At 67.0% G+C, this 11719-nt stretch carries 11 protein-coding genes; 3 read left to right on the top strand and 8 right to left on the bottom strand.

Going from position 1 to position 11719, the window contains the following annotated elements:
* Positions 1-6: 6 nt before the first annotated feature.
* Together EV384_RS27690 and EV384_RS35635 are read right to left on the bottom strand one after the other, a co-directional pair.
* Positions 7-288, bottom strand: coding sequence for a hypothetical protein (locus tag EV384_RS27690; RefSeq protein ID WP_130337837.1), 282 nt, complete (start codon positions 286-288; stop codon positions 7-9).
* Between the two features lie 259 nt (positions 289-547).
* Positions 548-1219: an integrase core domain-containing protein gene (locus EV384_RS35635; RefSeq protein WP_242624332.1), complete on the bottom strand. Its 672-nt coding sequence runs from the start codon at positions 1217-1219 to the stop codon at positions 548-550.
* Positions 1220-2054: 835 nt separating this feature from the next.
* Between EV384_RS35635 and EV384_RS37425 the strand changes: the two genes are divergently transcribed.
* On the top strand, positions 2055-2498 hold the full coding sequence (locus EV384_RS37425) for a helix-turn-helix transcriptional regulator (RefSeq protein ID WP_423202922.1): 444 nt from the start codon (positions 2055-2057) through the stop codon (positions 2496-2498).
* Here EV384_RS37425 and EV384_RS27670 read toward each other — a convergent pair.
* Complete coding sequence (locus EV384_RS27670; RefSeq protein WP_130337833.1) at positions 2429-3214, bottom strand: phytanoyl-CoA dioxygenase family protein; 786 nt, start codon at positions 3212-3214, stop codon at positions 2429-2431. The two genes, EV384_RS37425 and EV384_RS27670, sit on opposite strands and share 70 nt — an antisense overlap.
* Positions 3215-3316: 102 nt before the next feature.
* Between EV384_RS27670 and EV384_RS27665 the strand changes: the two genes are divergently transcribed.
* Entirely contained in the window at positions 3317-4162 is an 846-nt protein-coding gene (locus EV384_RS27665; protein WP_130337831.1) for a helix-turn-helix transcriptional regulator, read from the top strand.
* 57 nt (positions 4163-4219) lie between these two features.
* Here the strand turns inward: EV384_RS27665 and EV384_RS27660 are convergent, their stop codons facing one another.
* The 5 genes from EV384_RS27660 to EV384_RS27640 form a co-directional block, all read right to left on the bottom strand.
* The gene (locus tag EV384_RS27660) at positions 4220-4609 is read right to left on the bottom strand and encodes an integrase core domain-containing protein (RefSeq protein ID WP_130340859.1); all 390 of its coding nucleotides are present in this window, start codon (positions 4607-4609) and stop codon (positions 4220-4222) included.
* A gap of 583 nt (positions 4610-5192) precedes the next feature.
* A complete protein-coding gene (locus EV384_RS27655; RefSeq protein WP_165440097.1) occupies positions 5193-5990 on the bottom strand; it encodes a carbohydrate ABC transporter permease in 798 nt (265 codons plus the stop codon).
* Between the two features lie 42 nt (positions 5991-6032).
* On the bottom strand, positions 6033-6860 hold the full coding sequence (locus EV384_RS27650; RefSeq protein WP_165440096.1) for a carbohydrate ABC transporter permease: 828 nt from the start codon (positions 6858-6860) through the stop codon (positions 6033-6035).
* A gap of 200 nt (positions 6861-7060) precedes the next feature.
* Positions 7061-8575, bottom strand: a complete 1515-nt coding sequence (locus EV384_RS27645) for an ABC transporter substrate-binding protein (RefSeq protein ID WP_165440095.1) — start codon at positions 8573-8575, stop codon at positions 7061-7063.
* A gap of 226 nt (positions 8576-8801) precedes the next feature.
* On the bottom strand, positions 8802-9875 hold the full coding sequence (locus EV384_RS27640) for a LacI family DNA-binding transcriptional regulator (RefSeq protein WP_130337823.1): 1074 nt from the start codon (positions 9873-9875) through the stop codon (positions 8802-8804).
* Positions 9876-10112: 237 nt separating this feature from the next.
* On the opposite strand from EV384_RS27640, the gene EV384_RS27635 reads away from it, so the two are divergent.
* Positions 10113-11642, top strand: coding sequence for a family 43 glycosylhydrolase (locus EV384_RS27635; protein ID WP_130337821.1), 1530 nt, complete (start codon positions 10113-10115; stop codon positions 11640-11642).
* Positions 11643-11719: the final 77 nt, after the last annotated feature.

Raw genomic sequence — 11719 nt, 5'->3', positions numbered from 1 at the left:
GTTTAGTCACCTTGCTCGTATCCGAAGGCCCTTCCCTATGTCACGTCGCCGCGCCGGTGCCGTCACGATCGTCGATCTTCGCCAGGCCCGCCGGCCACCAGAACCCGTCATTTGCTTGGCTCTTAACACCTGCCGGATCTCGGACGTGCGACCGGTGAACGTGTCACCGATGGCCACGGCGGCGAGCCTCTCCCTGTTGCGGTCCCGTACCCACTCGTCGACGGTCTCCGCGTCGAGGCTCTCCAGCCACCGAAACTCATCGTCAGCGTTGTCGATCACCGTGTCCACCTGCACAGCTATTTCCGACGGCGTCCACATACGGTGGCCGTCAGCCGGGTAGCCGACACCACCTCCCGCGCCGGCACCGCCTGCTGAGCAACAGTCAGCCGGCCTTCCGCGCCACGCCGATCGGTTCGGACAGTGTCGACGAACCAGAGGGACTGGCCGGCCGGCGACGTCAACGGCAGTTGTCTGCCGTCCAGCCCCGGCCAGGTTGGGTCGGGGAGGGTGTGGGGTTTCAAAACTCGGTCGTGGTTCTGAGCTGGTGTTATGCGGCGCGGTCGTACTCGTTGGTCAACCCGCCGAGGACTGGTCGGCGCGCGATGTGTCGGCGGTCGGGGTTGACGACCGGCCGGGTGGATCGTGGGGGAGTGAGGCGCAGGGCCCGGTGGGGCCGCCGTCCGTTGTAGTGCGCGGCGTACGTCGTCAGGACGTGTCGCAAGTGTTGGGCGCCGAAGATGAGCATGCGGTCGGTGACCTCGCTGCGGACGGTGAGCACGAACCTTTCGGCGAAGGCGTTGGCTCGGGGGCACCGTGGTGGGATCTTGACGATGGTGATGCCGGCGTCGGCGAGGAGCGTGTCGAACGAGGCGGTGAACTGCCCGGCTCGGTCCCGGATCAGGAACCTGAACCGGTCGGTTTGCTCGCCCAGCTCCATCAGCAGGTTGCGCGCCTGTTGGGTGGTCCAGGGTCCGTCCGGGTTGGCGGTGACGCCGAGGATGTGCACGTAGCGGCTGCCGACCTCCAGGACGAAGAAGACATAGAGGCGGGTCAGGGTCACCGCGCAGTCGACGTGGAAGAAGTCGCAGCACAGCGTCGTGGACGCCTGGGCGCGTATGAACCGGCGCCAGGTCGTGTGATCGCGACGGACCGGTGCCGGCGGTATGCGCAGCCGCTTGAGGATCCGGCGGATCGTGGCGGCGCTGACCCGATAGCCCAAGCCAAGCAGCTCTCCCTGGATGCGGGTAGCCCCAGCCGGGGTTGTCCCGGGCTATTCGCACCACGAGGTCCACGATCGTCGAATCGACCGGTGGGCGGCCGAGGTGAGGGTAGGTCCAGTGTCGGGCCACCAGGCGGCGGTGCCATCGCAGCAGCGTTTCGGGAGTGACCAGCCGATGCCACCTCAGCGCTTTCGGAAGCTGCCGGGCCATGGCCGCCAAGACCGCCCGGTCGGTCCAGTTCAAGCGCGGCTTGGGGTTTGTGCGGCGCAGGATCGCGTTCTCGTGACGCAGGACGAGGATCTCCACATCCTTGACAGCGTCCGATCGAGCGAGCAGAACCAGCCACTGGATCAAGCGGCAGAACATCAGGTAGATCAAGGACACGGGCACGCCGCCGATGATGACCGACCTACCGGCTCCGCGCCGTACCCGCCCAGGTCAGCGACGACGACCGACTATTGAAACCCCACAGGGTGGTCAAAGTTCAGCCGGAACACGATGGTCAGGATTCAGGCGGCGTTGACAGCCTTGCCCAGAGTTGGCTCCAATCGGGACTCGGTGGTCATCATCAGGCCGTGGGCTAGCGCTTTGGGGCGAGCGAGACCACGTGGCCGACCATTGGGGCCTGCCCTTGCCGAAAACTCGTCCGAGTAGGTCAGGCGGCATGTCGGTACTCGTGGAGGATGCCGCCGAGACGATCGCGTCGTCGTATGTCGAGGCGGGTTATCTTGTTCGGATCGGCGACCCGCGCTGGCAACGGGTACAGCGCAGCGCGACGGCACAGCACAACCGGCCTCGTCCTCGCCGTCGACCGGCTGATTCTGGAGATCACCCGTGAGGTGCGGGACCTCCCGTCCCAATGCTCGCAGCGCACCCGGCTGTCACGAGAGCGCGGGAGCTGCTCGACCCGGACAACACGCGCAAGTGGACTCTCAACGAACTGGCTCGCGACGTGGGCCTCGCCCGGGGTATCTCGCCACGCTCTTCGCACGGGAGATCGGCATGACCCCACATCGATATCTCAACGAGCGACGGCTGCACCAAGCCCGGCACCTGCTCACCACGACCGACCTGTCGGTCACCGCCATCGGGCTGGCCTGCGGCTACGGCTCGGGCCAGCATTTCGCCCGCGTGTTCCGGCAGCTCACCGGAACGACCCCACGTGAACACCGGCGGGCGGCGAGCCCGCCGCCCGCCGGTGACCCCGCTCAGGACCAGGCGGCTGAGTCCCGGAACGGGAAATGGCGTGCCGGGTCGAAGACCGGCACGGGCTGGTAGGAGTTGACACCGAGATCTCCGCGCAGCCACAGTGCACTCGGATACGGCTGCTCCTCGCCGAGGATTCGGGTAGAGGTGGGGATGTAGCGGAGAGTCAGCCCGCATCGGCGGTGCGGGCTGACGTTGGCGTTGCTTCCGTGGATGATGTTGGGGTGGTGCACCTCGACGTCGCCGGGGCGCAGCACGATGTCCACGGCGTCGGCCTCGTCCACGTCGCAGGCGATCTCGTGTCCGAGAACGTTGTCCACCTCGGTGTTCGGCCGCACCGCCGCGATCTCTCGGGTGTGGCTGCCGGGGACGACCCGGACGCAGCCGTTCTCGGGCGTCGAATGGTCGACCGCCAGCCACAGCGTCACGACCTCCATCGGCTCCAGCGGCCAGAAGGCGCTGTCCTGATGCCAGAGCACGGTCTGCCCGGTAAAGGGAGGCTTGCTGATGTAGTGCGAGGCGAACAGGGCGATGTTCGGGCCGATGAACATCTCGGCGATGTCGAGAAGCCGGTCATCGCTGATCAAGCGGATCCAAAATGGATCATCTCGAAGATAGATGTGGCCCAGCTGCTCGGTACGCACGTCGGGATGACGCTTCGCGAGCCAGTCGACGTGTGCGCTCGCCTCGGCGATGAGATCGGCGTCGATGACGTTCCGGAAGATGGAGTAGCCGTCGCGCTCGTACTGATCGAGCACTGACGCTCTGCCTACGCTGACGGTGGACATGGCGTTCCCTTCGGGCAAGGAGTTGTCCTGTGCGCACACCGTGCCACTCGCGGCCCCAGCCGGGATACGCTCTGTGCTCTCCAGAAGTTGTACCGTGTTGATGTGTCCTCAACGCAGCCGGAACGCGCGGAGCGGTTCGAAGACCACGCACTCGGGCGGCCATATCACGCCGCGCTCGTCGAGCTGAGGAGTCGTTCGCACCCGCACAGCCATCGTGATTATTACGAAATCATGGCCATCGTCGCCGGCGACGGCGAGCAACTCGTGTCACATGGTGGCGGCCCTCCGCGCCGGCAGCCGCTTCGTGGGGGCGACCTGCTGCTCGTCCGTCCGCGCGACCACCACACCATCATCGGTGGGCTGCACTTCTACAACATCGCATTCCCTGCGGCTGGCTGGAGGGCCTTCACCGGGCTCGCCGGAGCCGACCCCGCGGGCGGGTCCCTCCCGCCCCTGGTACACACCGGAGACGACCGCGGTGCCCAAACATGCGCCGCCGCTCTCGAACGGTTCCATGACGCGCCCCGGCAAACCGACCTCATCCGCTTCTGGTGCGAGGTCCTCGACCTGCTCACACACGGCGCCGATACGCCCGGACAGCCACTCGAGATCCCAGCGTGGCTCCTGACCGCAACTGCCGCCATGAGCCACGAAGAGCACCTGCGCGAGGGAGTCCCGCGATTGCGGGAACTGGCACACGTGAGCGACGGGCACCTGGCCCGCAGCATGCGCCGCTACTACGGGACCACACCGACCGAGTTCGTTGCCGACGCGCGCTTACGGCGCGCGGCCACGTTATTGGCCACGACGACACGCACGATTGCCGACATCGCCTACACCTGCGGCTTCACCAGCGCCAGCTACTTCACCCGGCGATTCCGTGATGCGCACGGCGCCTCGCCACGCCAGTTCCGCGTCGCGGCGCGAAACGCGTTCGTGCCCGCCTAGCCGGGCCTCACGAGGCCCGGCTAGGCCTTGCACTTGCCGAAACCTCGTCCGCGCAGGTCACGCAGCATGCTCGGACTCGTGGAGAACACCGCCGAGGCGATCGCGTCTTCGTATGTCGAGGCGGGTGATCTTGTCTGGGTCGGCGACCGGCGCGGGCAACGGGTGTAACGGTCGTGCGTTCCCGATGCCCTGGTGCGGGCGGTGCCCGTTGTAGAACTGCTCGTACTCGCGCAGGGCGTGGAGGAGATGCTGTTGGTTCCAGACGGCTGCGGTCAACAGTTCGCGTCGGCAGGTCTGTACCCAGCGCTCCATGATCGGGTTCATGCGCGGCATCCGGACGCCGCTGAGCACGACGTCGATGCCCGCGTCTGCCAGGAAGGCGTCGAACAGGGCCCGGAACTTCCCGTCACGGTCTGGATCAGGAACCTGGACACCTGGTCTCACCATAGGCAGCACGCCGCCACCGCTGGCGTCACGCCCAGGTAAGCCGTTCGCAGCAGCACGGCGGACCATCATGCCGTGCCGATCACCGGTGTGCGAGAGCCCCAACCCGCAATCGGGATCAGCACCCCGTCCACCCCGCGCACCGGCTCCAACCAGGGCGGGTGGAGTTTTCGGCAGGGGCAACCGTGGAGCGGCTCACGCGCAACGCAGGACCGCGCGGGGTCGTGCGCGGCGAGAAGATCCGCACCACGGTCGCCGATCCCGGCCAGGAACGCGCCGGCGACCTGGTCGCCCGGGATTTCACCGCGACCGCGCCCGACCGCGCCGTTTCCCGGCCGACCACAACCCCGCCCGGCGCCCATGCCGGCGCTGCCCGCACCCCGTCCGCCAGAGCACGCCTTGCCGGGAGCCCTTGCTCGGTATGGCTTGTGCGGACCGCTCCGGCTGGGTGACCGAACGCGGCTTACTGCGTGCGCTACGCTCGCCCCGGGCCACCCCATCGACATCCACCCGCACGACGGGATCCTGGTCATCGGTCCGCGAGGTGATAGGCCCACGTCGAGTCGAACAGCGGGCTGGGGTGCTACTACGCCTTGAGCGCACCGGAGAGCATGCCCCGGATGAACGCTCGCATCGTGATTGCCAGCACGACTACCAGCGGCAGCGCGGAGAGCACGTAGCCGGCCATCAGCTGGGGGTAGTCCACGTTGTACCGATCGCCGGTGAGGAACGCGAGCGCCACAGGCACGGGACGCTGCTCCTCGGAGCTGATCGTCACCAGCGGCCACAGGAACTGGTTCCACGTCCACAGCACGTTGAGCGTGACGAGGGTGGCCAGTGTCGGAAGACTCAGCGGCAGCACAACGTGCCAGAGCACGCGCAGGTCGCCGGAGCCGTCGAGCTTCGCCGCCTCGACCAGCTCCTGGGGAACAGCGCGAAAGAACGCGCGCAGCAGAAAGACCGACAGACCAACGGTTCCCGCGGTGTACGGCAGCACCAGGGCCCACTGCGTGTCGATGAGCCCGAGATCGCGGACGAGCACGAACATCGGCACGAAGGTGAGCACGGCCGGCACCATCATCGTGCAGATGGCGACGGTGTAGATGAGCTGTTGGCCGCGGAAGCGACGCCAGGCAAACGCGTACGCCGCCGGCACGCCACAGGCCAGAACGAGCGCGACGGTGGCCGTGCTGACCAGCACCGAGTTCCAGACCGAGGGCAGCACCTCACTCGCCGCAGCACGGTAGTTGTCGAGGTGCACGTGACGATCGGGCAGGAAGTAGTTGGTGGCGAACGCCGACTTCGTCTTCAGAGAAGAAATTGCGACGAAGACGATCGGGTAGAGCGATGCCCCGAACAACACGACGAGGATGAGTGCCCGCACGGCGCTGCCGGCGCTCGACCGCCACCGCTTCGGACCCATGGCTCAGTGCTCCTTTCGCCAGGGCCGAGCCGGCCCGAGCACCGTGAGGACGAAGATGACCACGAAGAGCACGACACCGATCGCGGCGGCGTAGCCGTACTGCCCGTAGCGGAAGGCGTTGTTGTAGAGCAGCAGGCCCGGTACCACGCTGGCGTCGGCCGGGCCGCCCTGAGTGAGCAGGAAAACGTTGTCGTAGTTCTGCAGGCCGAGGATGACCGAGAGGATGACGAGTAGCCGAGTCTGCCCGCGTAGCAGCGGCAGCTCAACGGACCAGAAGGTCCGCCAGCGGCCGGCGCCGTCCATGCGAGCCGCCTCGTAGAGGTCGTGCGGGATGGTCAGCAGGCCCGCCAGGTAGATCAGGGTGTTCGCGCCGTTGAGCCAGGGGAAGCCCACCAGGATCAGCGCGAACAGCACAAAATCCGTGTCGCCGAGCCAATTGTGGCCCAGCGAGTCGAGCCCGACCACGCCGACAAGCCGGTTGACCAACCCGTCCGGCTGCAAGAACTGGCTCCACACCAGGAAACTGACGACCGTTGGCACGACCGCCGGGACGAGCAGCAGGATGCGCAGCCAGTACTGGACCCGGTCGCTGCGCAGGTGGTGGATCAGCCAGGCCGTGCCCAGCGGCACCAGCACCGACTGCGCGACGAACGCTACGGTGAGCAGCCCGCCGTTGCGGATGGATCGCCAGAACAGCGGGTCTTCGGTGAACATCGTCCGGTAGTTGGCCAGGCCGACGAACTCGTCGATGTTCGCGCCGTTCCACTCCGTGAACGAGCGGTAGATGGCCTGGCCGAACGGGTAGAGGACGAAGACGCCAAGCACGGCCACGAGAGGCAGGACCAGAACGTACGGCAGGAGCGCGTGCGTCAGGCGTGTCGTTGCCGACTCGCGGCGCGCGGCACGCGGCGGCGACGCCGTCGCCGCGGGCGCCCGCCCTTCAAGAACCTGAGTCATCCCGTCGCCCTTCCCCGCCTGACGAAAGCCGGGTCCCGGCGGAGACGATTGCCTCCGCCGGAACCCGATTCTTGCTATCCGAGTTCGCGCTTGATGAAGCCCTGGTCTACCTGGGCAGCGGATACCTTGAGGTTCCGCTCGAGTGCATCCAGGTTGGACTTGGACCGCTGCGACAAGAATTGGTCGATGCTCGCCTTGCCGCTCCACAGACCCTGCCACTGGGCAATGAACTCGTCGAAGTCCTTCGTGTCGAAGGTGGGTGGCATCCCGAATCCGTACAGCGGGATCTCCGCGAACTTCGCCGTCGTGTCGACCTTCGTGAACGAGGCGGGGTACTGCACGCCGACGATCTCGGCCGGGTCACCGGCGGTCGTCCCGCTGTCGCCCTTGGTCGCCCACATCCTGCTCGCCTGGTCCGGGCTCGTGATGAACTGCAGGAAGTCCACGGCGAGTGCGCTCTGCTTGGTGGCCGCCGGGATCATCCAACCGTTGCGCGTGCCGGCCAGCGGGTTGGTGCCACCTGCGGTGAGGCCGGGGAAGTCGGTCGGAGTGATCGAGGGGAAGTTGGTCGCCCCGATCTCGAACTGCTTGTCCGTCGCCAGCCCACCGATCTTCGTCAGGATGCCCGGAATCGCGAAGGTGCCGGTGAGGTCCTGCACGCTGGCGCCGGAGACGAACTTGTCCTCGACCTCCGCGCCCTTGGCGGCGACCGCATTGGGGTTGAGGTGCGGCTTGAGCTGCAGCATCAGCTCCACTGCGCGGCGGTACTCCGCCGACTTGGCCGGGTCGATGACACCCTTGCGGAAGGCGACGTACAGCTCGTCCGGGGTGTACGACTCGCCCGCCACCGAGGCGGCTTTCGCATGGTCGTACTTCCACCCGTCGGCGTGCCGCAGGTTGATCTGCTCGCTCTTGGGCCGGTAGAGCGCCTGCAGCATGGTGGTCAGCAGCCACCACGTCTGGGCGTCGTCGTTCTTGATGGCGGTGTAGAGGGGCGCCTGGCCGCTCGCCTTGAGTTTGTCGTTCGCCGCGATCCAGTCCTGCCAGGTGGCCGGCGGCGTCGTGATGCCGGCCTTCTCGTATGCCTTCTTGTTGTAGGTGAGGCCGACCCAAACCGCGGACCACGGCACCATGACGGCCTTGCCACTATCCATCGTCGACTCCACCGAACCCGGGCGGAAGCCGTCACGCCAGGTGCCGGTGCCGCCGTACGAATTCGCCTTGCCGAGCGCACCGGTCAGGTCGGTCGCTAATCCGCGCCCGCCGAGCCCCTGCACCATCGGTGGCTCGACCAGGACGAGGTCGGCTGCGGTGCGGGAGACGAGCCGGGTCTCGAGGGCGTCCTTGTAACCGTCGTACGGCGCCATCTCGATCTTGATGTCGACGCCAGCGTGCTTGGCCTCGTAGTCCTTGGCCGCAGCCTCGAGCTGCGCCTTCCAGTTGGACGTGCCATCGAAGGCGAGCACCCGCAGGTCGCCGGAGAGATTGCCGGCCGCCTTGTCACCGTCGTCGCTGCCGCAGGCAGCCGTCAGTATGAAGAGGCTGGCAGCCACGCCTGCGGCCGCCAGTCGTCGGGTATATCCGCGCAACCGTTCCTCCTCGAATGAAGGTCCGCCGAGCGAGCTTGCCCGGCGGTCCTGTCGCTCGGCGGGCGCTGGGGGCCTTGCTTGGTGAGGCCTCGCCGGGGTGGGTGCGGCAAAGGCTAGGGCGGTATAGATAACGTTGTCAACGGATGCGCTGAAACCTGGTCGTTGCGACGTCGAGAACCCGGAGCCGGAATCCTAACGCCGGTGGTGGTTGCGAGCGGCCCAGCCACTAGCCACCGGCACCGGAGCCCGAGCCGGCTCTCGTGCTGGCCCTTGCGGCGCGTGGGCCAGGTGTGCGCGCGCCGGCGCCCGTGGCGGGCGCGCGTCGGCCGGCCGTCTCCGACCCGTAGCGCACGAGCGTCGTGGGGATGACGACCTGCTGCGGAGTGCGCCGTCCATCGAGGCGTTCGAGCAGCAGTTGGGCCGCCCGCCGGCCCGCCTCGGCGGCGTCGTACGAGACCAGCGCGAGCGGTTGCGCGAACAGGCCCGCCGTCTCGATGTCATCGAACCCCGAGACATCCGCCGCGCCGCCGCGCCGCTGCAGCTCGGCGAGCACACCCACGGTCATTCGGTTGTTGCAGGCGAAGAACGCGGTCGGCGGGTCGCCACCGTCCAACAGCTGAGCTGTCGCGGCGGCGGCGTCCGCCGGAGTGAGCGGGCCGAGGCAGACCAAGTCCTCGGGGTACGGGACGCCCGCGCGTGCCAGCGCCGAACGGAAGCCGGCGAGACGCTGGCGCATCGTCCAGACTTTCGCCTCGTGGCCTAGCACGGCGATCCTGTGGTGGCCGCGATCGAGCAGGTAGTCCGTGGCGGCGATGGCGCCGCCAAGGTTGTCCACCAACACGGTGTCCGCGATGAGGCCGGTCGCCGGCCGGTCGAGGAAGACGACTTGCAAGCCCATCTCGATCTCGGCCTGGAGGAAGCTGTGGTCCAGGGCCGTCGGCACGATGATCATGCCTTCGACTCGTCGTTGACACAGCTCGAGCACGAGCCCGCGCTCCCGCTCAGGATCCTCCTCACTGCTGGCCGTCATGAGCACGAAATCCCGGTCGCGTGTCAGCTGCTCGACGCCGCGGGCGACCGAGCTGTAGAACGGGTTGCCAAGATCCTCGATGACCAGCCCCACACTCGCAGTGGATCGACCGGCGCGCAGGTCACGAGCCATCGCGTTACGGCGGAAGCCCAGCTTGGCGACGGCCTGGAAGACTCGGTCGACCAGCTCGGGACTCACCCCCGATTCGCCGTTGACCACCCGCGAGACCGTCTTGAGACCGACGCCAGCCTCCCGTGCGACGTCCACCATCGTCGGCCGTCGACTCCTCATGCGCCGCCTCCATGGCATTCGTACGTTGTCACGCTAGCGCTCGCCCATGATTGCACGCGGCTGCGGACCGTCGCTGCTGCCGAACGTTCCGTCGTCGACACCGCAGCGGCCCACGCAGGCTGTGTTTCCGCGTCACGCACTGCGGCCTCTGGCGCGGAGTTTGACTCTAGATAACGTTGTCAGTATTCGGCTACTCTAACCGTTAGATCGCGATCTATGTCACGACCCCGAAGATGCCGCGCCAGGACGAACGCTCCATTCGCTGCGCACGACTGGGGCGCCACGTGTGCGTGGCCCGTCCCCAATCGTGAAGGAGGAACGACATTGATGTCGCGGTTTCATCGACCGCTGCGCACGTTGTGCGCGGTGCTCGCCGCCGTGGTCCTTGCCGCGGTCGGATACGCCGGCCAGGCAAGCGCCAGCGACAGCCCGTACCCCGCGACCATCTCCGCACTGTACGACCGAAATGAGGCGTTCCTGAAGGTCGACAAACAGTGGGTGATGGGCGAACCGTTCAACATGCACTTCATCTCCACGGTCACCACCGGCGGAGAGATCCGGGCGTACTACATCAAGAACAAGCCCGACGGCACGTTCGCGACCGCCCTCGCGACGTCCACCGACGGTGTCAACTGGTCCGACCACGGCATCGTGCTCGACACCGGGCCGTCCGGCTCCTGGGACGACCGGATCGCGAGCTTCCCTGGCGTGGCGTACGTGAATGGCACGTTCTACCTCGTGTACGAGGGAGCTGGCTTCAGCCCCGCCAACCCGGGTGACATCGGCCTGGCGACGTCGACCGACGGGGTCACCTTCACGAAGGTCGGACGGATCCTCACGCACAACCCGTCTGGGTGGGAGTCGGCGAACATCGGTACGCCGAACCTGTGGTACGAGAACAGTACCTGGCACCTCTACTACCACAGGTACGACGGCACGGACGTGCGCGTCGGCTTCGCCAGCGGAACGAGCCTCACCTCGCTCTCGAAGAGTGGTAGCAACCCGGTGCTGAGCACTGGCCCGGGCGGTTCGTGGGACGCCGGCACGATCGGCAAACGGGACATCGTCAAGGAGGGCTCGTACTACTACATGGTCTACGAGGGCAGCACTGACGCCCCCTTTGAGACCGCCCAGTGGTCGAGCGGACTCGCCCGGGCATCGAGCCCGTCCGGCCCCTGGACGAAGTACCGGCAGAACCCGGTGCTCGCTCCAGAGAGCGGGTTCGGTAACGACGGGCCGGCATTCCTCAGCCTCGGCGGGGAGCGGTGGGTGTACTACCGCAGCATCGGCCAGTTCGGCAGCGTTACCCGTCGTGCCAAGGTCTCCAACGAGACCAACGGCGGGTGGGGGCTGATGTTCGAAACCGAGTCGATGCCGTACCACCAGGTGGGTCGCCCCGACGGCGACGGCTGGTCGGCGAACACGTCCGACGGGCCGGGGTTTCTCGCGTATGGGCCGTACAACAACAACGTCGTGCCCGACTGGAACACCGGCGTGGTCAAGCTCGCGATCGACAACGTTACGGCCGGCAACGACCTCGTGGCGACGATCGATGTATACGACGCGACGGCGGGCCAGATCATCGCTCTGCGGCAGATCTTCCGGCACGACTTTCAACAGGCCAGCCACTATGAGTTCATGATCGTGCCGTTCGCGTGGGAGGGCCGTGCGGGCCATACGTTCGAGATCCGGACGTTCACGCACGGCACCGCATACCTGCGGCAGGACCGCCAAGGCACCGACTAGTTCCTCCGTGATCAGAGCGTCCATCATGCCGTCCTGACGACAGGGGGACGCTCTGATCACGAGGCGGAGCGGGGCCT

It is taken from the genome of Micromonospora kangleipakensis (assembly GCF_004217615.1).
GTDB lineage: Bacteria > Actinomycetota > Actinomycetes > Mycobacteriales > Micromonosporaceae > Micromonospora > Micromonospora kangleipakensis.
The sequence above is the reverse complement of the archived record's forward strand: the minus strand, read 5'-3'. Positions and strand labels throughout refer to the sequence as shown.

Coding starts and splice junctions, on each gene's coding strand:
- EV384_RS27670 (WP_130337833.1), bottom strand. CDS start 3,214: ATGTCCACCGTCAGCGTAGGCAGAGCGTCAGTGCTCGATCAGTACGAG.
- EV384_RS27640 (WP_130337823.1), bottom strand. CDS start 9,875: ATGGTGGACGTCGCACGGGAGGCTGGCGTCGGTCTCAAGACGGTCTCG.
- EV384_RS27635 (WP_130337821.1), top strand. CDS start 10,113: ATGTCACGACCCCGAAGATGCCGCGCCAGGACGAACGCTCCATTCGCT.
- EV384_RS27660 (WP_130340859.1), bottom strand. CDS start 4,609: ATGGTGAGACCAGGTGTCCAGGTTCCTGATCCAGACCGTGACGGGAAG.